General features: G+C 37.9%; 22 protein-coding genes and 1 pseudogene. 4 read left to right on the top strand and 19 right to left on the bottom strand.

Features of this window, described 5'->3' with window-relative positions; genetic code table 11:
• Nucleotides 1–67: 67 nt before the first annotated feature.
• From GNT69_RS15630 to GNT69_RS15640, 3 genes are all read right to left on the bottom strand, one after another.
• Complete coding sequence (locus GNT69_RS15630) at nt 68–1147, bottom strand: TAXI family TRAP transporter solute-binding subunit (protein ID WP_203555899.1); 1080 nt, start codon at nt 1145–1147, stop codon at nt 68–70.
• A gap of 201 nt (nt 1148–1348) precedes the next feature.
• Nucleotides 1349–3304, bottom strand: a complete 1956-nt coding sequence (locus GNT69_RS15635) for a TRAP transporter permease (RefSeq protein WP_203555900.1) — start codon at nt 3302–3304, stop codon at nt 1349–1351.
• Nucleotides 3305–3618: 314 nt separating this feature from the next.
• Complete coding sequence (locus GNT69_RS15640; protein ID WP_203555901.1) at nt 3619–4821, bottom strand: CaiB/BaiF CoA transferase family protein; 1203 nt, start codon at nt 4819–4821, stop codon at nt 3619–3621.
• A gap of 345 nt (nt 4822–5166) precedes the next feature.
• Between GNT69_RS15640 and GNT69_RS15645 the strand changes: the two genes are divergently transcribed.
• Entirely contained in the window at nt 5167–6132 is a 966-nt protein-coding gene (locus GNT69_RS15645) for an SMP-30/gluconolactonase/LRE family protein (protein ID WP_203555902.1), read from the top strand.
• Between the two features lie 152 nt (nt 6133–6284).
• Here the strand turns inward: GNT69_RS15645 and GNT69_RS15650 are convergent, their stop codons facing one another.
• From GNT69_RS15650 to GNT69_RS15665, 4 genes are all read right to left on the bottom strand, one after another.
• On the bottom strand, nt 6285–7250 hold the full coding sequence (locus GNT69_RS15650) for an MBL fold metallo-hydrolase (protein WP_203555903.1): 966 nt from the start codon (nt 7248–7250) through the stop codon (nt 6285–6287).
• A gap of 123 nt (nt 7251–7373) precedes the next feature.
• Complete coding sequence (locus tag GNT69_RS15655; RefSeq protein WP_203555904.1) at nt 7374–8147, bottom strand: tyrosine-protein phosphatase; 774 nt, start codon at nt 8145–8147, stop codon at nt 7374–7376.
• 5 nt (nt 8148–8152) lie between these two features.
• Nucleotides 8153–9241 (bottom strand): CaiB/BaiF CoA transferase family protein, encoded by a 1089-nt coding sequence (locus tag GNT69_RS15660; RefSeq protein WP_203555905.1) that lies wholly within the window; start codon nt 9239–9241, stop codon nt 8153–8155.
• Nucleotides 9242–9310: 69 nt separating this feature from the next.
• Nucleotides 9311–10084 (bottom strand): enoyl-CoA hydratase/isomerase family protein, encoded by a 774-nt coding sequence (locus GNT69_RS15665; protein ID WP_203555906.1) that lies wholly within the window; start codon nt 10082–10084, stop codon nt 9311–9313.
• A gap of 335 nt (nt 10085–10419) precedes the next feature.
• Between GNT69_RS15665 and GNT69_RS15670 the strand changes: the two genes are divergently transcribed.
• Nucleotides 10420–11637, top strand: a complete 1218-nt coding sequence (locus GNT69_RS15670; RefSeq protein ID WP_203555907.1) for an MFS transporter — start codon at nt 10420–10422, stop codon at nt 11635–11637.
• A 113-nt stretch (nt 11638–11750) separates the two neighbouring features.
• Here GNT69_RS15670 and GNT69_RS15675 read toward each other — a convergent pair whose 3' ends face one another.
• The 11 genes and pseudogenes from GNT69_RS15675 to GNT69_RS15725 all read right to left on the bottom strand — a co-directional run bounded on the left by GNT69_RS15675 (nt 11751) and on the right by GNT69_RS15725 (nt 21976).
• Complete coding sequence (locus GNT69_RS15675; RefSeq protein ID WP_203555908.1) at nt 11751–12056, bottom strand: helical backbone metal receptor; 306 nt, start codon at nt 12054–12056, stop codon at nt 11751–11753.
• A 242-nt stretch (nt 12057–12298) separates the two neighbouring features.
• A complete protein-coding gene (locus GNT69_RS15685; protein WP_203555909.1) occupies nt 12299–12514 on the bottom strand; it encodes a TroA family protein in 216 nt (71 codons plus the stop codon).
• A 108-nt stretch (nt 12515–12622) separates the two neighbouring features.
• Complete coding sequence (locus GNT69_RS15690; protein WP_239094245.1) at nt 12623–13408, bottom strand: enoyl-CoA hydratase/isomerase family protein; 786 nt, start codon at nt 13406–13408, stop codon at nt 12623–12625.
• Nucleotides 13409–13982: 574 nt separating this feature from the next.
• Entirely contained in the window at nt 13983–15011 is a 1029-nt protein-coding gene (gene fni / locus GNT69_RS15695) for a type 2 isopentenyl-diphosphate Delta-isomerase (RefSeq protein WP_203555910.1), read from the bottom strand.
• Nucleotides 15012–15122: 111 nt separating this feature from the next.
• Nucleotides 15123–15935, bottom strand: coding sequence for a squalene/phytoene synthase family protein (locus tag GNT69_RS15700; protein ID WP_203555911.1), 813 nt, complete (start codon nt 15933–15935; stop codon nt 15123–15125).
• A gap of 592 nt (nt 15936–16527) precedes the next feature.
• Nucleotides 16528–17970, bottom strand: a complete 1443-nt coding sequence (gene ltrA, locus GNT69_RS15705) for a group II intron reverse transcriptase/maturase (RefSeq protein ID WP_203554114.1) — start codon at nt 17968–17970, stop codon at nt 16528–16530.
• A 735-nt stretch (nt 17971–18705) separates the two neighbouring features.
• Nucleotides 18706–18823: pseudogene (locus GNT69_RS26045) on the bottom strand (phosphorothioated DNA-binding restriction endonuclease family protein); the annotation flags it as partial.
• 39 nt (nt 18824–18862) lie between these two features.
• Nucleotides 18863–19162 (bottom strand): hypothetical protein, encoded by a 300-nt coding sequence (locus GNT69_RS15710; RefSeq protein ID WP_203555912.1) that lies wholly within the window; start codon nt 19160–19162, stop codon nt 18863–18865.
• A 455-nt stretch (nt 19163–19617) separates the two neighbouring features.
• On the bottom strand, nt 19618–20898 hold the full coding sequence (locus GNT69_RS15715; protein WP_203555913.1) for an ATP-binding protein: 1281 nt from the start codon (nt 20896–20898) through the stop codon (nt 19618–19620).
• 282 nt (nt 20899–21180) lie between these two features.
• A complete protein-coding gene (locus GNT69_RS15720) occupies nt 21181–21609 on the bottom strand; it encodes an RDD family protein (protein WP_239094246.1) in 429 nt (142 codons plus the stop codon).
• Nucleotides 21610–21820: 211 nt separating this feature from the next.
• Complete coding sequence (locus GNT69_RS15725) at nt 21821–21976, bottom strand: hypothetical protein (RefSeq protein WP_203555914.1); 156 nt, start codon at nt 21974–21976, stop codon at nt 21821–21823.
• A gap of 396 nt (nt 21977–22372) precedes the next feature.
• Here GNT69_RS15725 and GNT69_RS15730 point away from each other — a divergent pair, with 396 nt between their 5' ends.
• Together GNT69_RS15730 and GNT69_RS15735 are read left to right on the top strand one after the other, a co-directional pair.
• Nucleotides 22373–23611, top strand: a complete 1239-nt coding sequence (locus tag GNT69_RS15730; protein ID WP_203555915.1) for an MFS transporter — start codon at nt 22373–22375, stop codon at nt 23609–23611.
• A gap of 469 nt (nt 23612–24080) precedes the next feature.
• Entirely contained in the window at nt 24081–24542 is a 462-nt protein-coding gene (locus GNT69_RS15735) for a CarD family transcriptional regulator (protein WP_203555916.1), read from the top strand.
• 410 nt (nt 24543–24952) lie between these two features.
• Here the strand turns inward: GNT69_RS15735 and cspC are convergent, their stop codons facing one another.
• Nucleotides 24953–25156: a cold-shock protein gene (gene cspC / locus GNT69_RS15740; RefSeq protein ID WP_203555417.1), complete on the bottom strand. Its 204-nt coding sequence runs from the start codon at nt 25154–25156 to the stop codon at nt 24953–24955.
• Between the last annotated feature and the right edge of the window lie 119 nt (nt 25157–25275).

Genomic DNA, 25275 nt, shown 5'->3' on the forward strand with positions numbered 1-25275 from the left:
AAACAGTTATTGGCTGCATTTTTAGTAGATGATTAAAATACATCTATGCTTACATTAGTGAGTTATTTTATTTTTCCTTCATTTCTGGTGGAATAAGATTATCTGGTACTTCTAAGCCTAGTTCGTGTTGATAAAATAACACTGCACCTTCATGTAACGGCACTTTACTGTTGACGTCTTCTAACGTAATCTCGGCAAAATCAAATTCTCCGACTGTTGGGTATACTTCCGCAAGGGCCTCTTGATTATCAAAAACAATTTTCATCATTGCATAGACCACTTCGGCAGGAACGTCCTTCCGTACTCCTTCACCAGGTTTTGTCGTAATAACCGTTGCTTCTTCAGCTAAACCATCATAAATATTTGCAGGCATCACCATTGATCCCAAGTGTGGAGTCACTTCTTGAACTTTCTTTATTTGCTCATCTGTAAAGCTAATAATGCGGATTGGCAATGTAGAATGAACATCTAGTATCGCAGCATCAGGCTGCCCTCCTGCTTTAACAAACCCAATGCTGTTCCTATTTTTAACTGCTGTTACTTGGTCATCTAATGACCCCTCATACCAATTAACATCTATTTCGAGAGCATCCATCCACTGCTGTGCTCGCTGGGCAAATGAGCTCCCCCGTTGACCTGGGCCAAAAGATTTTCCTTCTAAGTCTTCAAGTGTTTCCACTCCACTTTCTTGTGTAACAAAGAACGGAATTGGACTTACAGACCATGCGTACATCATTCGTAAATCTGTAAAGGGTGTTCCTTCAAAATCCTCAATTCCGTGATAGGCAGAGTTAGCAGTATCGTTGTTTGCAAGAGAGAAATCCGCTTGTCCCCTGCTTAATACCTTCATACTGTCGGTCCCACCTTCTGTTTCCATAATCGTTAAATACATGTTCGTTTGTTCCTCTATTAGTGCGCCAATTTTTGCATAAAAGGCAAAGGCACTTGAACTTGGGGAGGTGGCAGCGTAGTTAAATGAACCACTGACTTGTGATAAATCAAAGGTTGCTGGATCAAAATCTTCATTTTTGCTGCTGTCTGAATTGGAATCTGACTGAGTTTCTTCACTACTGCAAGCAGTTACTAAAATTAGCAAAATACTTAAAAAGATTAAGAAACAAAACTTTTTGCTCTTTAATAATCTCATATAATGCCCCCTATAAATCATTTAATCTCCAAAACTTAAGTCTGATTCATTTAGCTCCAGTTGTCTCCCTACAAATCCTCCAATTGAATAAAACTTTCCGTTTACAATTTTCCTCGTTTAAGCACCTCCTTAAAAAGGGTTTCCTATATAAAAAATAAAATTAACAGAAAAATAACAGTATTCAGAAAATAGTTTAAGGAACTAAATATTTTCAGAAACACGTTTTTGAAAACTGTTTGAAAAATATTGTCCAATTAAAACAATCAAGAACAAGGAAAAACCAATGCTGCTTAAGGCAACAACAGGGACAATCATTAAGATTGCAGCAATACCACAAAGAGTACTCTCATACCATTTGTTTATTTTAATAAGGTATCCAGCAGACATTGAGCAAAAGCTAATCACACCAACTATAGCTGTAGCAATATGGATAAATACTTCCCCATTAAACCCATCGACTAATAATAGACTACCGTTATAGGCAAAGATAAATGGTACGATAAAGGCGGCAAAAGACAGGCGAACAGCGATAATTGCTGTTTTTAACCAATTTGATTTTGCAATTCCTGCAGCAATAAAGACACCTGTACAAATGGGTGGTGTGATAGCTGAAACAACTGAGAAGTACATGACAAAGAAGTGAGCGGAAACGGCAGGAATGCCTAATTCAATTAACGCAGGCGCAGCCATCGATGCTCCAAGAACGTAAGCCGCCGTTGTTGGCACGCCCATGCCGAGGATAAGTGCCAATCCCATTGCTGCAAATAGAGAAAGTAGTAAACTATCCGCACCAAGACTGACAATCATATTACCGATTTTAACACCTAGTCCTGTTTTTCCAAGTAAGGAAACAATTATTTGTGCACATGCGACAAGCGGAACGATTGATGCCATTGCCTTAGCACCTGAAATCAAGATGGTAACAGATTGAGCCAATCTTTCCTTTATTCGAGAAAATTTAAAATCTTGAATAATAAAAGAGACCCAAGAAATAATGACAGCGTAAAAACAAGCGAGTTGGACGGTATATCCTTCCCCTATGATATATAAGAGGGCAATGATAGGTAATACGAGCGTACCGAATAAATTGAAAGTTAATAATTCTCTCCATGAGGGAATATGAATGGGTTGATTCATATCATTTTCATTGTTTTGACTTTGATTCAGAGACTCGATAGAAACTAAGTTTTTCTTTTTCGCATCAAAATGGATGGTCATGAAAATCCCCAAAGTAAACAATAGGGCGGGAATAATTGCAGCGACAACGATGTCCAAATACGATACCATCAAAAATTGAGCCATTATAAATGCAGCCGCACCCATTATTGGCGGCATAATCTGTCCGAGAGTAGACGCGGATGCCTCAACTGCTGCAGCGTAAGGGCTTGGATACTTAAGTTTTTTCATTAACGGAATCGTAAAGCTGCCTGTCACAGCAACATTTGCAGCCGCATTCCCAGATATGCTACCAAAAAATGCACTCGATATAACAGAAACTTTCGCAGGTCCTCCAGCTGATTTTCCCGTTAGCTTTAAGGCAATTCCCATAAAACTGTTACCCGCGCCTGTCGATTCCAACGACGCACCAAAAATGAGGAAAATGGCTATCACCGTCGCAACGATTAATACAATTTGTCCATAGATTCCTGTTCCGGTCATATATAAATTTGAAACGATGAAATCCCATTCCATTTTTCCATGACCCCATTTTCCCGGAATTAAATGGCCAAAAGAGGTATACAACAGCATGCAGATTGTTAGAATAGGCACAGTAAAACCGATTGTCCTTCTTGAACCTTCAATAATCGCAATAATTAGTAAAGTCCCTAAGAATATGTCTAACGAACCGTAACCAAAAGGATCCATAATAAATCTTTCATAATGAATCACGACATAAGCGCTTGATACGAACCCGGCGATAATGAAGAAATAGTCTGCTACCCTGCTTATAACCCCCTTTTTCTTAAGAGGGTGAAGTAAATAAACAAGAAATAGACCAAAGCCAATATGAACACTTGTTTGTATTAACGATGTAAATGGCTTAATTCCTGCTGTATATAAATGAAAAGTAGTGTAGAGTATGGCAACAGTAAAAATAATGATTTTCCTTGTATTACTTCCATCCACTCCTTCTAGGTGCTTGTTAATAAAATTCATTAAACCACCTCTTTCTCAAATAGATGCCATTAATACGAGTTTTCTAAAGTGATGAATACAATTGGAAACGATTAATTTATAAAACTGAAAGGTGTAAATCTTTGTTTCTCTCTTTTGTGTTCTTCCTCCTTCCCACTGCAAATGTACCAAAAATAAAAGTGAACTTACTTTCATTTTTAGCATAAAAGCAGGCTAGTGTCAATTTATATTTTGAATTTTCTGATTTTTCACTTCAGCAGCGGGGGATTCTCCATGCCTCCCACCGTTGCTGAAAAAACCTCCATCTAACCGCTTATAGTTATTAAATTTTATGTTTAAATCACATGTTCTTTCTTCAATTGAATTAATTCCTGTTCACTAAGACCACATAGTTTAGTATATACTTCATGATTATGTTGCCCTAACTTCGGACCTGCCGTTTTTACTTTTCCTGGTGTTCGTGAGAATTTCGGGACAATCCCAGGCATTTTTATTGGTCCTAATTCCTCATCTTCTACGGAAACAATATCTTCCCGGGATAGTACTTGTTCACAGGAAAATAAATCTCTCGTATCTCTTACAACCGAGTAAAAAGGTGCCTCTTTTTCAATTAAGATTTTTTCAATTTCTTCAAGCGTTCGATTCGCCATCCATTCCTTAACAATCACATCAAGAGCATTCGCATTTTGAACCCGTTTTTCATTATTGTAAAACATTGGGTTAAAGGCCAATTCCTCGCCGCCAATCGCAAGCAGGAATTTTCTTGCAGTATTATCAGTAGCTGCTGAGACAGTCAGCCATTTCCCGTCTTTTGTCCGGTAAGTATTGACAGGATGACCACCAGGATGGCGATTGCCAATTCGTTCATGTACTTCTTGCAGTTGGTCAAATTTTATCACCGGAAATTCAACCATTCTCATCAATGATTCAAAGAGGGCAAGGTCAATTAGCTGTCCCCCTTTCTGATTTTTTTCCCGTTCATATAATGCTAGTGTGATGCCGTAAGCACCCATTAATGCAGAAACGGAATCCGCTAATGAAAACCCAGCATGAACTGGAGGACCATCAGGAAAACCAGTTAGATATTGGATGCCGCTAAATGCTTCAGCAGACCTTCCAAAAGCAGGATAATTTGCCATCGGACCCGTTTGACCATATCCGCTAATTCTCAGCATAATTAAATTCGGATTAATGGATTGTAAGTTTTCCCAAGAGAATCCAAGTCTCTCCATTACACCTGGCCGAAAATTTTCAATTAATACATCGCTTTGTGCTACTAAGTTTTCGAAAATTTCCTTCCCACGCTGATGTTTTAAATTCAAAGTAATGCTCTTTTTATTTCGATTTGCGACTTTATACCATAACCCTTTTCCGTCTTTCTTAGGAGACAGTCTTCTGCCAGGATCCCCCTTGTCAGGGTGTTCTATCTTAATCACCTCTGCGCCGAAGTCACCAAGCAATCCAGCACATTGAGGACCAGCAATGACTGTACCTAGATCAATTATGCGGGTATTCGTCAAAATTTCACTAGATAACATGATTATCTCCTTATCTCTTTTTTATTTTTATGTCTATTTCCTCTAAATCGTAAGGATTTCTACCATTGAAGCTAAACTATTCAGAAATTTCAATCTATTATTTATTACTATAAACGAAGTGATGTCACTTGTAAAATGCACGTGTTAATTTTTTGAATATTCAAAATAATATCTTGACCATTTACCCGAAGTAGCGCTATAATTAATAAAAATAAAAGTGAGTTTACTTTTACTTTTATTTGTTGTCAAAAGCTGAAATATAACAACTAATAGATTAATAGCATCGCATTTTAGTTGGGAATCCGAGAGCAATCTAAAAATATTAAGTAGGAGGAAAAGGAATCAATGAAAAACAAAGGATTATTAATCGTCATTTTAGCTTTAATCTCCCTTGTAACAGTCGCTGCTACCGTCGTAGGCTCTTCTTTAGGAGGAAAACCACCATCAAATGAGAGACATACAATAACAGAAATTTTCCCGGAAAATAGCGAATGGGAAAAAGTCGTTTCTGCGGATGGGTTCCTAGAAGGAATTAACTTTGATCGCAATGGAACCATGTGGATGACTGCCATTTTCACTGGAGAAATTTTAGAAGTTCGAAATGGAAAAGCGAAAGCCGTTGCAACATACGGCAATCCGAATGGAGCCAAGTTCCATAAAAATGGTCTCCTTTATGTAGCTGACTTAAACGGTGAACTTTATACATTCGATCCTAAGACTAAAAAGCGAGAAACACTCCTAACAAAGTACAACACTGAACATTTGAGAGGACTCAATGATTTAGTATTTGATGACCACGGTGGTGTCTACTTTACCGAGCCACATGGATCAAGTGCATTGAACCCAATCGGACGTGTCTTTTACTTACCTCCAGGCAAAGATGCTAGATTGCAGCTATTTGCAGAAAATATCGCCTATCCAAATGGTGTAGCCGTTTCTCCAGACGGGCAACGGGTCTATATTGCTGAATTTGACAAAAATCGAATCATTGCAGCTCCTTCCGTGCACACGGATGACATTTATGATACCTCCTACGTTTTTGCTCAATTTGAAGGCGGCGTTGGTCCGGATGGCTTAGCTGTTGATACCGAAGGAAATGTCTATGTCGCTCATTATAAAGCAGGACAAGTCATCGTGATCGATGAAAATGGATTTAAATATGGGAAAATCCGTCTGCCTGAAGGTGCTGGGACTTTTAGTACGAACCTAGCTTTTCATGAAGGATACCTGTATGTAACTGAGGCTAGTCAAAATAATGTTTGGCGTATAAAAGTGAATAAAGAAGGCTTAACGCCTTATGGGCTCCAATAACTTCCATCAGTGGGGGCATTAGACCCGTTAATCTGAAATAAAATTCGATAACGAATCATTTTTGTCTCTCGGTTTTCTAAGACTGTTCGAAGCAAAATGCTAGACACCACCATCCCGTGTGGATGTCTGCATCGTATCGGACAGTCTTTTTTTTATTTATCCATGGAGTAAATACTAGCCTCTGGATAAGTGTTCTTCTTAATTTCCCCGAATTCTTCCAAAAAGTCCAAATACCCTACTGTTTCCCACAGTTTGTAGTTAAACCCCAACTTCATCTTCGGAAATAATTGTTGGCAGATTTCATATCCAGTCGAAGGCTTTTGAGATAATAACTCTTTAACCTGCATCGCCTTATTATTCAAACTTGATAACCGCTTGTCGATCAGGGTATGGACATCAGTCACTTCTTGGCCATGTCCGGTGTATAATTTCGAAATTGGAACATTCAACCATTTTTGGAGAGAATGAATATATTGAAGCAATGGTTTAGGCCGATTCTGTTTATTTTCTATTGGAGGTTCCATAATCGGGTTTGTTTTCATTTTCACTAGCAAGTGGTCGCCACCAATCATTACCCCACTTTTTTGATGATAAAATGAAAGATGACTTTGTGCATGACCAAAGGTTTCGATGATTTGCCAATCTGGTAGTCCCGGTAGTTCATCCCCTTCTGCTAAATATTTATGAAGTTTTCTTTCACACCCATGTTTCACATATTGTTGAGTCATCATGAAGAAATTTTCCTTTAATGGTTCCGGAACGCCTAGTTCTGTACTAAGGTCAAGAATAAATTGATGATGTGACGTTAAAAACTCATCCTTTATCCCTAACCAGCGCTGGTTGTTTTCATGCCCATAAACAGGAATATCTTTAGTGAAAAAATCAAGGCCACCTGCATGATCAATATGATGATGGGTTAAAATGACTTGTTCAATATCAGCGATTTTAAGACCCCATTCTTTTAAACCTATTGTTAACGCCGCTTTTGATTCCTCTGTTTTCACACCAGTATCAATTATGGTAAGTGCTTCACCCCATATGATGTACACGTTCACTTCACTAATAGCATAAGGAGTTGGCAAGGTAATCTTTTTCAACTTTACATTCTCTGACCCCATATTTAAAATCCCCACTTCGGTAAAATTAATCTTTATGCTGGACGTTGTTCGAGTAAAAATGGAAAGCCCGATTGAAATGAACATTTCTTCCGGGCTTTCCCTATATTTTTTGATTAAAGATTTTTACTCTAAACAGTAGTCTTGAATCTTTTTTCTAATTTCCGATGTAATTCCAAATTCTTGTATAAGGTAATTCTCAATATCGCCATAATGATGGAGAATGGAATTCATTGCCGCTGTTAAATAATCAGGCTTCAAAAGGAAACCATGTTTAAACCCGTTCAATTCCTCTTCACTCACATGTGGAGCCACTTTATTAAAAATTTTTTGATAAAAAGGTTCTAAAAATTGGTTTGATAAAAGGTAATCGTCTACTATCTTGTCAAAAGGGACTCCAAGTGTCATTAGGATGATCATTGCTCCTACACCTGTTCGATCGCGTCCTAATGAGCAATGGTGTATTAGCGGTAAATGGACTTCTGGAGTTTTTACCTTTTCCATCAATCGTTTATAAGCTGGATTTTTTATCGCCATTATTGCATAAGAGTGGAGGAATCTTTCATTTGTAAATTGCAGATAGTAGTCTTTTGTTTTTCCAGACCTATCATTTGTAATATTTTCAGCTACTGAAGCAGAATATCGTTCATATACGGCCTGGCCAATTGCAGGGTCTGGTTTGCGTTCAGCTTCCGCTTGTCTGCGATAATCTAAAATACTTTTTATTTGAAAAGATTCTAGAAGTCTCTTATCGTCAATTGTAAGTTTTGATAATTCTCCAGAACGAAACAAAATCTTTTGTTTAACCCTTCTCCCGTCACTTGTTTCCAATCCGCCCATATCTCGAAAGTTCATTCCACCTTGTAAAGGGAGAATTTTTTCCGTTATTCTTTCCGCCACACTCTTCACCTTCCTAACAGTTCGTTCGTATGCTCACCGTGTTTAGGGGGTGGAGATGAAGGCTTACGTGATGCCTCGCTTTTATACATCGTCGATACATAATGCTGACCCCATTTTTCCTCAATGAGCTGTCTTTCTTGATAATATCGATGAGATGAAACCTCATCAGCCTCTAAAACGGGAGCCATACAACAATCTACTTTTTGGGCAAATTCAGTCCACTCGGCTAACGTATGATTGAGAAATAAGTTTTTTACTTCCTGATATATTAGGTTGTCTTCGGTTGGGGCTGTATTGCGTGCCGGTATCCAGTCCGGCCGCTTAACAGCCTGACAGAGATTCTCCCAAAATTTTTCTTCTAACGCACATAAACTGACAAAGCGGCGGTCTTTTGTTTCATATAAATGGTAACAAATCACTGCTTTGTTTAACTTCGATATTCCTTGTTGATAACCTGTCGCTGATGCAATTAAAACATGGTTTGTCATTAGGGAAAGAACCGCGTCTGCTAACGACAAATCAATATAAGACCCTTTTCCAGTTTTTTCTCGATGATAAAGTGCAGCAGCAATCGACTCACTTGCAGCGATTCCGCCAACTAAATCGGCTAGTGTTATACTTGGATGAATTGGCATCCCTTCTTTATCTTTAAATTGGGAAAGGACACCGCTAAGCGCCATATAATTCAAATCATGACTGCCTAGATGACTCATCTCCCCGCTTTGACCATATCCTGTTATAGAACAGTAAATAATCTCTCGTTTCTCTTGAACAATCGTTTCGTAGTCAATTCCTAGTCTTGCAGAAACTCCCGGCCTAAAACCTTCAATGACCACATCAGCTTCTTTTATAAGACGTCTAATTTTAAGCTGATTTTCGGGTTCTTTCAAATCGATCCGAATGCTCTTTTTATCCCGATTTTGAGCGCGAAACGAATATTTGTCGCGCTGATCTTTTTCCGGTGGAAACCGAGAAGGGTCCCCAGTTGGCGATTCGACTTTAATCACTTCTGCCCCTTTGTCAGCTAAACGAAGGGTTGCATAAGGTCCCGGTAAATATTGAGTAAAGTCAATGACCTTAATCCCATCCAACATATGAATCATCCCTATTCAATTAGATTTGCAAATGGAGTGGACTAGTAAAAACCATTCCCGAGCGCCTAATTATTCTCCTGAAAAAACCGGTTTTCTTTTATTTAAAAAGGCACTTACACCTTCATTCTTATCTTTTGTTCCACAAAGCTTAGCGAATAACTCTGCTTCTGTATTTAAACTATCTTCGAGCGTTGCATTGAGTCCCTTGTTGATTGCGATTTTGCTAGATTGTACAGCTAATGGCGGTTTTTTGGCAATTTGCCTCGCAATGGCTTCCGCCTCTGTTAATAATCCTTCACGCTCAACAACATTTTGAACAATTCCAAGCTGATACGCTTCATCTGCTGAAAGTAGTTTCCCAGTATAAATCATTAGTTTTGCCATTCCCGGCGAGACATATCTAGTAAGTCTTTGGGTGCCGCCCCCACCTGGGATAATGCCTAAATTGACCTCAGGGAGACCGATTTTAACTTCTTTAACCGCGACACTAATATCACAACACATAACAACTTCAAAGCCGCCTCCAAGGGCAGATCCGTTAATGGCCGCAATGATTGGAATTGGATAATTATCAATATATGAAAAGAATTCCTTGCTTTTAAAAACTCGTGCTCTACCACTCTCTTCATCTAAATTAGCTAGTTCTCTAATATCTGCCCCAGCAACAAATGTCTTCTCTCCGGTTCCAGTCAAGATGACGCATTTGTTCTTCGCTTTTATCGATTCTAAAGCGGTAAGTAGTTCTGCCTTCACTTCATCCGATAATGAGTTTACTGGTGGATGGTCAACATAAACAATCGCATATCCTTCTTTTTGCTCAATACGATGGAATTGAAAAGTCATAATCATAGCCTCTTTCTTTAAAAATTTTTATAAAAGTTAGCTCACATTTACTTTTTACCAACACAAATAAAAATGAATTGAAATTTTGATACATTTACCTAAATGGAGGGGATAAGAAGTATTCCTATCATTAATAGTAGCAATTTTCAGAAAATATTTCAACAAATATACACTGCTCTTCCCTTTGCAAGCTCATTCATTTGAAATAAAAAAGGAATCTGTTATAATACACTTTAGTCGGTAAAATTGACTGAGTATTCCGAATTATATTTCGGTTGCTTTCCTAATAGGAGTTAACATTCTTTTTCAAATTTGATGATTGGGGTAGAGTAACAATGAATAGTTCAGAAGAAAGACTGTGGACGAAAGATTTCATCTTGTTTTCAGTGGGCGCTTTTTTTGTCGGTCTTATATTTTTGCTAACGATGACGACGGTGGCGGAGTATGTCCTATCAAAACTCGATGCAACGAAAGGCAGTGCTGGGCTTGCTTCAGGAATTTTCGTTATTGGTTTGCTTATCGCCCGATTGTTTACGGGAAAATATCTTGAAGTAATTGGACGTAAAAAACTCCTTATTTTCGGAGTGACTTTTTCATTCGTCATTTCTTTGCTTTATTTTCCTGCCGAAAATTTACATTTTCTAATTGCAGTACGTTTGTTACACGGACTCGTTGTCGGAGTCGTTCTAACTGTGCTCCAAACAGCTGTCCTAGACATTATCCCTAAAGCGCGAAAAGGAGAAGGCATTAGTTATTTTTCTCTCGGGTTCATCCTAGCATCAGCTTTAGGTCCGTTTCTTGGGGTAATCATCATGCAATACGCAAACATCATGTGGATTTTTATTCTCGTTACAATCGTATCAGGTTTGAATATAATGATTGCCTTTCTTATCAATATAAAAGAAACTCATATCACGAAAGAACAACTTAATGAATTAAAAGGATTCCATCTTAAAGATTTTTTTGATAAGGCTGCCATTCCAATCTCCTTCATCATGTTTATTAATGCGTTTGCGTATTCAGGAATTCTATCCTTTCTAGCCTCCTATTCGAAAGAAATTCAGTTAATGTCCGCTGCTAGTTTCTTTTTTATCATCTATTCGATTGCCATCTTTTTATCTAGACCGTTTACAGGCAAATTACTTGATACAAAAGGAGATAATATCGTTTTCTACCCTGCCATCCTTTCCCTATCTGTAGGGCTGATTGTCCTAAGTCAGGCAGCTCATGGGGTTATCCTCCTAATAGGTGCTGCACTCATTGGTTTTGGTTACGGGAATTTATTATCTGCCGGTCAAGCAATTGTGGCGAAAAAAACGCCAAATTATCGAATTGGCGTTGCAACCACCACTTATTTCTTTGGCATTGAAATCGCAATTGGCATCGGTCCCACTTTTTTAGGGTTTTTTGTTTCCGCGTTCGGTTTTCGGAGTATGTACTTGATACTCGGAATCATTGTCTTTATTAGCCTTATCTTGTATTATTTCGTCCATGGAAAAAACCAATCATACGAAAAACCGGTGTCCCAAACTAGCGAACATAATAGTGTTTAATGAGGTAAGGCATGAAAATAACTGATATTGTAGAAATATATAGAAACCGCTGCAGCAGTCTGCAGCGGTTTCTAATGGTCATTAAGTGTTGCACAATTATACATTTCTATCCTTCATCCTTCCAATGATTCTACCAAGTTTTTAAAATAGCTGGCGGCTAGAAGCATGTGCGAACCGTACCAAAACATTTCACCTTCAACATTAACGACTTTGACATTTGGCATCATCGCCGTAAATTCACTTTGGTGCTGTTCTTTAAACGGATACGGTTCCGAAGCAAGAAATACATAATCTAAATCGGCTTTTTGAAAATCCTCTTCGGTGACAACTGGATATCTGCCGTTGAGGTTTGAAAATGGATTAATGAAGCCCATTCTTTCTAAAACGGACTGAATATATGTATCTTTTCCTACCACCATATATGGTTTCTTCCAGATTACATAGGCTGCTCGTTTTGCTTGAAGGAATTTTGGCAAATTGTCCTTTTATTTGTGCAACCAAATTGTCTGCTTGCTCTTTCCGATTGGTCAAATCGCCCATTTCTAATATCATTTCATATGCATCTGAAATCGATTGCACCTCAGCTACATACACAGGAAAATTTTTTTCAAGACTTTCCACAATCTCTTTTGTGTTTTCTTCCTTTTCAGCGAAAATCAGATCAGTCTTCCTTAATCTGTTTTGTTCCGCCCACTTTTGTTACTGCCTTTACTTTGTCTACTGCGAGAATACAATACCTCGTTATCCCTATAATTTCGTTTTCTAATTGCAATGCGAATAATGTTTCAGTAATTCCTGGACAAATCGAGACAATTTTTTTCGGTGGGTACTGATATTCTAATACTCTTGCAAGGCGATCTTCTGCCTTTTTAAGCATCCGTATTCCCCTCCTTTGATTGATAATGTTTTATACATTGGTTTATGTTTAACAAAGTTCATCATGCGTACAATCTGGGCAACAGCATTTTTAGTGAAAGCTAGATGATTATTTCCCCTGGAACTTTGCTGGGCGCTTATTAAAAAAAGCATCAACTCCTTCTATAAAATCTTGAGTTTCAAAGCACATTGCTTGTGAGAAAGCTTCGTATTCCAACACATCGTCAAGATTCCCGTACATGCTTCGATTTACCAACATCTTTGTCAAACCGTTGGAAATACCTGGTCCACATGCCAACTGTTCCGCAAATGAGTATGCGGTTTTCATTAATTGTTCTTCTGCAACCACTTCATTGACCATCTGGAGCTCGAAAGCCTTCTGTGCTGTAATTGGTTCACCTGTCATCATGATTTTTTTCGCGAAATAAGGCCCTAGTATTTGCGATAAAAAAAAGGCGCTTCCTAAATCTGGAACAAGTGCTACTTTGGAAAAGCTTGAAATAAAGCTTGCTCGTTCGGACGCGATGATAAAGTCGCAGGCGAGGGCAAGACTCATTCCTGCTCCTGCAGCTGGACCGTTCACAGCAGCAATAATCGGCTTTTCGAGTTTTAACATCAAGCGAATTAACTCATGACCAGTTAGAATTCGTTTCCTACCTTCTATCAACCTCTGCTCTCGTAATGTAGTTAAGTCGCCTCCCGCAGAGAACACTGGACCATTGCCTGTAAGGATCACAACTTTAATGCTGTCGTCCTTGTCAATTTCCTTAAAAAGTTCCGTCAATGTTATTCTTAGTTCAACACCAAGGGCGTTGCGGACCTCTGGTTTATTTAACGTGAGTAGACATATCCCATTTTTTTTCTTGATTTCGATATCCGTGTTGTTCGTCATCATCTCTTTCTTTCCTCCTTACGTGTTTTCCAAACGACCATTATTTAACCACCAACCAGCGCCCATCTTTTATGTTAAACTGCTCTTAAATATATGTTTTACTACCGTTATTCAAAATTGTTGTTCCTAAACCCTTCTAATTAACAAATTTTTCAAACTATTTTGTTAGTAAATGATTATTTTCCTCTACTTCAACGGTAAAGATAGTACCCATCACAATGCTAACAACGAAAAAACGAATGAAAACTTTCCAATATGTAAGTAAAAATATAAAAAACCGTTCAAGATAAACTCAAAATTTTTTTGAATTCTTTAAGTATTTAATCAACAACAAACAGGCAGAAGAATTCAATCCTGCCTGCATTAGTATACGGCTTGTCTCCATATTACAATTGCTTCTTTAACTTTTCAATCTAAAAATGACCAGTTTAATTGGCAACAACTAGGGAAACATTAGAACCGCCCCGGTCTTTTCCCCTCACTTGTAAGGGTTACACTTCAGCTTTTCCCCCAACTAGTCAAATACCTGCGCGCCAGCAAGGCCTGGATCTTTCTTGAGCCAACTGAAGATCTGCTATCAACTTTCCTTCAAGCGCATGGTATTCTTCAATTCCTGAATCGTCTGCGCCCCGATTCCAAACATCGACATTCGTAGTTCCATTTCTCGGATTTTCATTACCTCAAGAACATCTTCCAGACTCTGGGTCGCTTCCTTCAAGATGGATTTCCCGAACCCGACCAGATCGGCACCGAGCGCAATGACTTTGGCGCCATCCAGCCCCGTCCGCATTCCACCGCTCGCAATCAGCGGAATGTTCCCGATTTCTCCGCGAACCAACTTGATTGATTCCGCCGTCGGTATTCCCCATTCGCTGAATGCTTCGGCAGCAACACGCCGGACCGGATCTTTGGTGCGAAATTTTTCTACCTGGCTCCAGGAAGTACCTCCCGCTCCGGCGACGTCGATAAACGCAACACCGGCATCACTTAATTTTTTGGCTGTCTGACCATCAATCCCCCATCCGACTTCCTTGATCCCGACCGGAACTTCCAGCGTGCTGCACAGTTGTTCGATCTTCTTTAATAACCCTTTAAAGTTCGTATCTCCCTTTTCCTGAATGACTTCCTGGATGCTGTTCAAATGAAGGACGAGCATATCCGTCTCAGTTATATCGATAATTTTCCTGCATTCCTCGACACCGTACCCGTAATTGAACTGGACAGCGCCCAAGTTTGCAATGATCGGGACACTTGGTGCGTACTTCCTCATCAAGAAAGAGGAGGAGTGTCCGTCGCTGTCAAGCAGTGCCCGAGTGGACCCCAGCGCAAGCGCCCAGCCCCTTTCTTCGGCCGCTGCTGCCAGGTTCCGGTTAATTGTCTCAGCGAGGGCTGTCCCACCCGTCATAGAACTAATGAGGAACGGCGTTTTGCATTCAAAACCGAGGAATGTAGTTTCAATGGAGATTTCATTAAAAGCAATTTCGGGGAGCGCATTGTGGATGAACGCATACGACTCCAATCCTGTGGAAATCGACTCCCCTGTAACTTTTTCGTTCAGCGTAATATGAATGTGTTCAGATTTTCTTTGCTCGATTGAGTTGGCCAACGCCAACACCTACCTTTATCATCAAGTTTCTTACAGATTTCACCGCCGTTCGATGGTAGAGCCGGCAGATAATAATATAAACGAGTTCACGACACCTAGCATAACAGGGAATTAACGGATTTGAACTTCTTCCACCGTTTGCTCTACTTCTGCACGTGTCATTTTTTCTCGCCCCTCTCTCATTGCTTTTAACGTTTTATGCGCCAGAGCAAGCGGCAGACGGCAGAACAATACAATGCTTTTTTTATTAAGAGACTTCATATATTCATCTGCTTTTGCCAAGTTTTCATCTGCATATTCGAATAACTTTGCACGATTCCAGCCATCAGGTACAAAGCTTACACCACGTTCAGCCAAATCTTCCTTTTCATTTCGCAAAATGTTTACCGCTTGAAGCCCGCGCCCATAACTGATTGCAAGTTCCCGATCTGTTTTTTCTTCGCCATAGTACTCCCAAAGGTCTGAAAGCATAACTCCAACAAGTCCTGCAACGTAGTATGTATAGTCATCCAAGTCCTCACGTGTACGGATTTCCCAGTTTGCTTTTGCCCATTTTGCCATACCAAATGCCATTTCACTAGCAGCGTTCGTAACAATGGGCAAAACATCTTGTGGACAAGCTTGCAGCCATTCTTCTAAACGAAGGGTAACTTCGGGCATTTGCTCTTTTGTGCGACCAAGAATTCTTACATACTCTTCGTTATCAAATGGTTGTTTAAATAATTCGCCAACTTGCATTAAAATCGTACATTTTACCTCATTATCTAATTCTTCATGATCTTCAATTTCATCAATTGCCCGAAATACTAAATAAGCAGATGCAACCGAATACTTTAACTCCTTCTGCAAAAAAGTAATCGGAATATAAAATGTACGGCTTGTCTCTTTTAGCATACGTATTGCCTCTTCCGGAAACCTACTCATTCTAATATCATACCTCCTATTTAAAATTTTCGTCACAGTGACGCCCCGAAAAATCTTGTTTCACAAGGATTGTTCCACAGTTCGATTTGGATGAACTAAAAATGGAGTCACCCAAATACAGTTTACTTTTTCTACAGACTAAAAGCGAAGCCCGCGCAAATAGATAATATAAATGTTGATAATAAAAATATGGTGAAATCAGTTTATAAGGTTTCACAATGGCGTTATTTCATTTAGTTTACTGGCTTTCAATTTCAGTTTCATTGCGTTTATTATAAACAATGACTGATTGGTGACCCCTTCGATGAATCTACGGATAGATAGTCCCATAATCATATGAATGATTATACACATGAAACATGTAAAAATAAATGAAAACGAGAATGATCCATGACCTCCGTCACTGTGACGCCCCGAAAAATCTTGTTTCACAGGCATTGTTCCACGGCAGATTTACGATGAACTAAGAATGGAGTCACTCAAATAAAGTTTGCTTTTTTTTACAAACTAAATAAAGTAGGGAAACCTTTCACAAGGCTCCCCCCTTATCAAACCGTACGTGCCCTATTAAGGCATACGGCTTACCAACGTGTTACATTGAATACTTTGCTATTCTTTGTGCATAGTTCATTTTGCGAACGCGGTCAGGTGTATAATACTCCCTTCCGCGTTCTTTTGCTTTTTGGACCTTCTTTTGTTGTTTCTTCTCTTGGCTCTTCTTCATATAATCAATGTAGGATTCTGGAGTATAGCCATATTGTTTTCCGTAGTAATATTGAAAAGTCGCTACCAATCCGATTCGAACGAAGAACTCGATATTCCATTTCGTTGTCATTGTCCACCCTTTTCTTTGACTTGGGTGTTTATGAATCATGCATACTCGTAACCTTCTTCTAATATAGCCATCAATTGCCTTTAATTCATTTCCAATGACATTAAAGTAGCAGTTGCTTTTTAATCCATATTCTTCGTTTGCCTTTATTGCTTCCCAAAGAGTTAGAAAGTAATTTACTTTTCCTCTAATTACAGGATTTACTTTCTCTATCCAAACCTCTTTACTATATGTAAAGGTCTTTCTCGTTTTGGTTTTTATCTTTTGGCGAAAGTCATCCCATGTGGACTCTTTAGGTTTAGCTATGAAGTATGGTTTTCCATCTTTCTTTCGGTTTCTCCAGTGTTCAAAGGTGAATCCTAAGAAATCGAAATCATCATGGTTAAAATCCACGACTTTGGTCTTCTCGATAGAGATTTCTAAGCCCAATTCTGCTAGTTTGCCTTTGGTAATTTGTTCGGCTCGTTTGATGTCTTCCTTTGTTTTCGCAAATAGAAGAAAATCATCCGCATAACGCACAAAACGAATTCCATTAAGGTCTAGTTCCCAATCTAATTCATTTAAATAGAGGTTCGCAAGAAGTGGTGAAATTACGCCTCCTTGCGGAGTGCCAGAATCTGTTTGATGGAATTTGCCTTCTTCCATATAGCCAGCTTTTAACCATTTCCAGATAAGGTCTAGGACGGTCCCATCTGCTATATATTTCTGAAGCACCTTCATCAATTTCTTATGTGGAATATTGTCAAAGAAGCCTTTAATATCGCAATCATAGATATAGTTATAGCCTTTTTCCACGTTCCACATTATAAGCTGCACTACTCTTTTAGCACCTCTATTTGGGCGGTAGCCACATGACCAGTTGTGGAAAATAAATTCTTCACATTTTGGTTCTATTACGTTTACTACGGCTTGTTGGACAATGCGGTCTTCAATGTTGGGGATTCCAAGTGGTCGCATTTTTCCATTTTTCTTGGGAATATACTGTCTTCTGACAGGTGATGGTGTGTATTCTTTCGCTCGAAGTTTCGCAAGAAGTTGATTGATATTCTCGTTCTCGTTAGCTTCGTAGCTTTGAATGGTCTCACCATCGATTCCACCAGCTCCATTGTTAGACTTTACCTTTTCCCAGGCAGCCATTAGTTTTCGGTCAAAGAGAATTTGTCCGTAGATACTATGCCATTTCAATTTCAGTTCTTGATTCAATGCTTATTCCACACCTTTCATTGTGTACATCCAGTTCGTTTTACCGAGGTAACGTGTTCTGTTTTCATTACACACCTCTATTAGAGTAGAACCACGAGGTCGCATCCCCTTCCGTTCGGAATGTGTTTAGTCACATTCTTACTTCCGTACTATGAGAGCGTCTGACTTCTTCACTCGTAATGTCAACTTCGAATTACTCTTATATGACACCACCTGAAATTGAGAGTGAAGACCTCACGGGGTCATTACACTTTCCTTCTAAACATACCCAGCACCTTCACTTGATAAGCTCCCTTTAATCGGCTGGCTCTTTGATTAAAGGACTCCTGTAATTTACAGTGAGGACTTCCCGTTATTCTCGCACAGTCGTCAACTTACCCGGCCGTATGTGCTTCACGCTTTCGCATTTGGGTCTGCTTATCCGTCTACGGTTCTCTCGACATTCCGCATCTCCTTCAGACATTACTTCACAATAATGCCCTAGATTAGACTTCATAGGTTGTGCCAGCACTCCTATGGGAGGACTTACACCTCCGAGAGAAATAACCTTCCAGGATTCGGGGACCGTTTTACCGCCGTAGCGTGTCCCAACCTATATAAGTTAGTTCTTGCAGTGGTCCTGCAAAGGTGCAACTGCCCGTCGCACAAGAGAAGCCAGCGTATATAAACGCTGACCTGTGATGATTATTTTAATTAATTTTACTCTTACAATCTCATAAGATAATAACCCCGAAGATTTTGTTTGAAACTGTCCTAACGCAAACAAAATCAATAGTGGCTTATGAGGAGCACATGGGTCTCTTTTTTTCCATATTGTTAAATGATTGATTAAAGTATATAAGGTAGTTGATATTTCCAGGTATCTAGGAATAGTGAACAACCTAACTACTATTTAATCAAATCGCTCTGTATCTATACCATCCAACATATCCTCTAATTCCGTTAGAAAATTTAGTTGCACTGGAGCAGGGATTTGCTCCATCCACTTTTTTATTTCAGGTAACTCCTCAATCTCCTCTATACTCGTTGGCTTTGGTTGAAGAGTTGCCCACCATTTTTTCAATTCGTCGATAAATTCATAAAAATAACGCTCAAATCTTTCTGCCCATTCTGCCCCGTCATCGCCAGAAGTCTTTTGCATCATCTCCCAGGCTTCCAGCGCTGTTTTGAAGTACTCATCAATTAACTTCATGTGGAACTCCTCTCTACATAATCTTATGTTTTTTTAAAATTTCCCTAGCAAACTAGGGATGTTAAAAACCGGTTAAGTCTAATTCATCTTTTTGCTATTTCTCCTACCAATATAGGTAACTATCCCCATATGAAAACCATATCATACCGAGTGCTTCAGTCAACTTATTGGTATTCGTCACAGGGACACCCCGAACGATTTAAATGATAAGCCTGCTTGTTTCAACCACTGTCATTTTAGGAGTTATTTTCCTCTATAAGTTAAAAATATAAAAAGCCCAATTTCCCAGCATTAAAATTGAGAAATTGGACTTTTACCGCTACTTCGGAAAAGTATCCGATTGTAGGAAATCCTTATTTGTTGAAATCAAAATAATAACATCGATTCTTATTGAACAAACGAGCCCGTTGAATAAGAATTAGTGTAACTGAGGGAATTTTTATTTTCAGAAACGACTAAACCCGAAAGCCTAAATTATATGAGTCTAGTTCTGAATCCCAAATCCGTTTTTTACTATTTTTGTTATCTGATTGTAGTTCAGAACATAATAAATCTATGTTAACTTTTCGATCATAATGCCATTGTAATGCAATAGAGGTATATAATTCATTAAGCTGCGCAAAAGAAAACCCTTTTGTTTCCTTAACTACTTTCTCTACATCTTCTAAAGAAATGAATTGATCCATTCCTTTCTTTAGTAAATACCCATAACGCAAATCTTCTGTTGGTAATTTGATTTCATAGGCTCTATCAAATCGACCAGCACGATTAATAAGTGCGGGATCAATTTTTTCAGGATAGTTAGTAGTACCTATTAGAAATATTCCTTCTTTTGAGGTTGCGCCATCTAGCGTATTTAAAAAGACAGAACGCACAGCTTCTGGCATTGAGTCAATATCTTCAATGACTAGTACCATCGGAGCCATTTTGGCTACTGTTGAAAATACTTCATGAATAGAATAGCTTGAAGTGAATTCTGTGATTTGCCAATAAGCTACCGGAGCCGTAATACTATTTGCAATAGATTTAACGAGAGTTGTTTTTCCATTACCAGGTTTCCCATATAGAAGAACTCCCCTTTTATAAGGGATATTATATGTTTTAAAAAAGCTTCCGCTTTTTGAGAAAAACTCATCAATAGATCGATAAATTTCTTTTTTTAGATTTTCTTCTAAGAAAACTTCTTCCCTAGTTACCAAGGTGGTTATTTTTTCTTTTTTGTTGTCAACACCATCTTCAGTATCGGTAAATACAGTAACGTGATTTCTAATATATTCTCTTTTTCGTTCTAAGACATATTCAAGAAAGCCCACCATACAGTTATTATCTTTTGCAAGAATAAAATCATGGTCCATTTCACTGTGATTTTGGAATATAGGTGTTCGTGCTAATGCTACGTTATAATTTGGATAGTAGTAAAGGGCATTAGTTATTCTAGGCTTAATGAGTAACTCTAACCTTTCTTGGGTGTGATTAGACGAGATCGTAGAGGTTTCTATTCCATCAAATATATATGAAATTAAATTTACTTCATTTTTGTTACTCTGAAGATCTTCCTCTAATATTTCCCAGATTTCATTTGTTGTTTCTTCATCTGCATACATCTTAAATTCAAAGCCAAACTCTTGAAACAATTTCTTTTTAATCCTATTAATAACAAAACCATACTCATAGTAGTTTGGAATCGTATTAGGATCAATTTCATGAAACTTAATAATATGACTTAGCTTTTTCATCTACTATCCTTTCCCGTCACAGTGACGCCCCGAAAAATCTTGTTTCACAAGGATTGTTCCACAGTTCGATTTAGGCTGAACTAAATGGAGTCACTCCAATACAGTTTTCTTTTTTTACAGACTAAAAGCGAAGCCAGCGCAAAAAGATATACTGACCTGTGATTATTATATTTGTTCTTTTTTAAACGATCCCCTTGAGGTGGTTAAGCTGCATAAAGGTTGTTAAGACTCATTCTCTTCGGCCTAATGGCGAATTCCTCCAAGGCTTCTAGAAACAACAGGTTAATTTTTAGTCGTGTAGATTACTTGAGTTCCTGCAATTAGATCATGTATAGATCGTTTATCTTTTCGTAATCCTACCATAAATGCACTAATTATGAATCCAAATCCAAGTGTAATAACATAAACAAGTGAAGCCAAAATATATCGTTTTAATGTTGTACCAATTCCTACTTTTTTGCCATCTATACGAACAATTTTACCCCCTACTACCCTTTTACCAACTGTAAAACCTGACCATATCACAGGGATAATAAGATAATATAAAAAATTAATGCTATTTACAAATATTTCTGTGCCAATATCAGATACACTTAATAACATAAAAATAAGATAGAGTGGTATTAGTAATAATCCGTCAATAATTATTGATCCGATCCTAATCGAATCAAAAACCCTGCTGCTTTGTGTCCAATCATGTTGTTTAATCAACCTTTCTAATAGTATACGTTAATATTTTATTGTTTTTCCATAAAATTGCATACAGGAATAATATGGATTCGTCTTTCTGTTCATTCTATTCATTCTGCTCATTCTGCCTTTTCATCATCAGAGGTCTTTTGCATCATCTCCCCTAACATAAAAAGAAACTCGTCAAAAATTGACGGGTTTCTTTTTATACGAATTTACTTGTCATTTCGGCTTATTCATAAATTTTATCCGCATTTTTGTAGCGCATTTTTTCCGATTGAATCTTTGTGTTGTTTTCCTTCCGTGGCTGATCTGATTCATAAGTTCCAGTTAAAGCTATAGTCTTATTCTCATCACCAGATCGAATGAAACTCGGCCCTTTTTCCATATGATTAACCTCCAATCTTTATTTACGTTAACCTTCTTTATAAATTATATTCGTCACAGTGACGCCCCGAAAAATCTTGTTCCACATGTATTTTTCCACAGTCCACAATCTAAAAGGTAGCGTATTTAGATGCTGACTTGTGGCTATTGTATTTTTCTTTTGTAAACAGATCCTCTTGATTTGCCTCGTTGCATTTATCGAAGAGCTTATTTACGTTTTTAAGTTAGGATTTCTCAATTTTGATTGTTATATATCTTTACTAACTTTGATTGAAAATAACTCTAAATATTTATCAAAAATAAGGTAAGAATAAATTTGTAGCAATTTAAAAAGCAATTTCCATATATAAATCATTACTATTTTTAGAAATAGCTTTGAAAGGCGGTCCTTTATATCATGGGTAAAATAAAAGTGAAACTATGGACGAACCAATATGTCATTATTATCATATTGTCTTTGGTCATGTTCTGTTCTTTTTATATGATTACAGCAGGTTTCCCAATCTTTGTATCAACGATTAGTGATAATCCTGCGCTTGCTGGAACGATGACCACGACCTTAATGTTGGCTTCACTAATAACGCGCTTCTTTGCGAGTGTCATTATCCAAAAAGTGAATATGAAATTACTGCTCATTATTTCCCTTCTCTATTTTTTAGGGACAATCGGCCTTACCTTTTTAAACGACTCGATCGGATTTTTAATATTCATTCGAGCACTACAAGGGATTGGATTTTGTATGCTTACGAGTTTAGTCTTTACGATATCAAGCAGTATTGTTCCTAAATCTAGGTTAGGGGAGGGCATTGTTTTTTTTGCCATGTCTACAAGCGTTGGGACGACAATTGGACCACTAATCGCCATTTCTTATCTAGCAAATTATTCATTCCATTCGCTGATGATGCTCACTCTCGGTCTAATGTTTTTTTCGTTTTTATGCAGTTTTTTCACCAAAAGTCCGAGGAAACTCGAAAAGGAACCTACACAGACGACTCCTAAAGAACCTTTTTATAAGTACATGTTCGATAAACGTGTCCTTCTTCCATGTATTTTGGTCTCCCTCAATTATATGACCATTGCTGGAACGGTCAACTTTATGGGGATGTTTGGAGAAGAGATTCATGTTGGCGGAAGCATTTCCCAGTTTTTTATTGCACAAGGAATTGCAATGGTCACCATTCGGTCTTTTTCTGGTAAAATTTTCGATCGTTTCGGTCACAAAATTCTTATTATTCCAGCCGCGATTTCAGGAGCAGCAGGTTTGATTCTTTTAGGCTTTTCAACTAGTATGGGGACTGTTTTGGTTTCAGGGGCATTATTCGGAATCGCTTTTGCTATACTCCATCCAATTATCCAAGCTTGGGCATTAACTCTTGTTCCACCTGAGAAAAAAGCAACAGCCAATTCCATGCTTCTAATTTTTATCGATTCTGGTTTGGCTATTGGTTCCATTGGTCTAGGTTTCTTAGCGAATTATGTTGGGTACGGCATGACTTTTAGTTATTCTGGAGGACTAATGATTATTATTTTGATTTTGTATCTAATTGGGAACAAGGAAACGGTAAAATCAGAAGATAAAAAGAAAAAATCATCGAAAACGAAATTTATCCCAGCATACGAACCGGATAGACCATAACAAATCGTCACAGTGACGCCCCGAAAAATCTTGTTTCACAAGGATTGTTCCACAGTTCCACAGTTCGATTTAGGATGAACTAAAAGCCAGCGCATATAAACGCTGACTTGTGGTTATTTATTTGTTCTTTTGTATCTTTATCCATCTCAACTTCTACAAGTTTTCTATTTAAATTTCACTACAATTTTCAGAGAGAAAATAATAATATAGAAGAGGTGATTAGCTCATTAATATGGGCACCAGCTGGTCTTCCAGCAGTGGAACAATTAATTCATGAAAAATAGTCTTCTCTCCCCAAGAAGACTATTTCCCGTCAATTCTGCTCCGTTTTTAAAGAATACTTTTATTTCTTATTCCCAAAGAAAAATCTGTTGACACTTAAAGTTAATTCATGATATTATTAAAAATTTGATATAAAAATATAGGTATGTTAAGGTTAAGAAGGTTACCATATATGGAGGTGGATTATTTGTTTCAAATTGGCGAAAACATTATTTATCCAATGCACGGAGCAGGTATAATTAAAGCCATAGAAGAAAAGGAAATCTCAGGGGAAAAACAACAGTATTATGTCATAAAAATGTTAATCGGTAATATGCAAGTCATGATTCCTACGGGTAAAATATTGAGTTCAAGAATACGCCCTGTTACTGACATAATTGCATTAAAACGCATCATGCACATTTTTCAGCATGGAGAATCAGATAGATTACTGCCATGGAAACAAAGGTATAAAGTGAACACGGACAAAATAAAAACGGGTAAAATACAAGAATGTGCTGAAGTTGTACGTGATTTAATGCGTATGAAGAAAGAAAAAGCACTAAATACAAGCGAAAAAAAAATGTTAGATAATGCACATGAATTTTTGATTAGTGAACTGGGATTAATTAAAGGCATTACTGAAAATCAAATAAATAGTTTCTGTTAAGGTTGATTTAAGATAATGTTTTAGATCTCCTGAAAATATCCTGAAATTTTTTGGAATAGGTTTATTATTATTAAAAGGACATCTTTTCAAAGACATTCAACTTCTTCAACTCACCTTTAGAGCATTAACCACTTTTGTTATTTCTACAATCTAATCCAATTTTAATTATTTAAATTTCTTTTACGACCGTTTGAAGTTAGATTAAATAACGCGTTAAAATAGTTACTTGATTTTTGTAATCCTGATTCACACTGGCACGGACAAGGAGCCGTAAGGATGAAAGAGAGGTAGGGCTTTCATTGTTTTAGGTACACAATATATTATTTAAGTCATTATTTCTAGAAGAAAAATACGGAGAACATAAAAAACAGGCCCTATATAAAGAGCCTGTTTGTATAAACAATTTAAGATTAAGCAGCTTTTTGAACGTTAGCAGCTTGAGCTCCACGAGCACCTTGCTCGACGTCAAATGTTACTTTTTGACCTTCGTCTAATGATTTGAAGCCTTCACTTTGGATAGCAGAGAAGTGTACGAACACATCGTCTCCATTTTCACGTTCGATAAAGCCAAAACCTTTTTCTGCATTAAACCATTTAACTGTACCTTGTTCCATTTTTGTTGCCTCCTAGTGCGTTCCCACACATTGTATTACTACTCTTGCCCAAAGTATCATCAAGACGAAAAGTCCATATTCATACGATCCTTTACACCGAACAAAAATAATTCTTCTTT

The organism is Bacillus sp. B15-48 (genome assembly GCF_016879755.1).
Taxonomy (GTDB): domain Bacteria; phylum Bacillota; class Bacilli; order Bacillales; family Cytobacillaceae; genus Mesobacillus_B.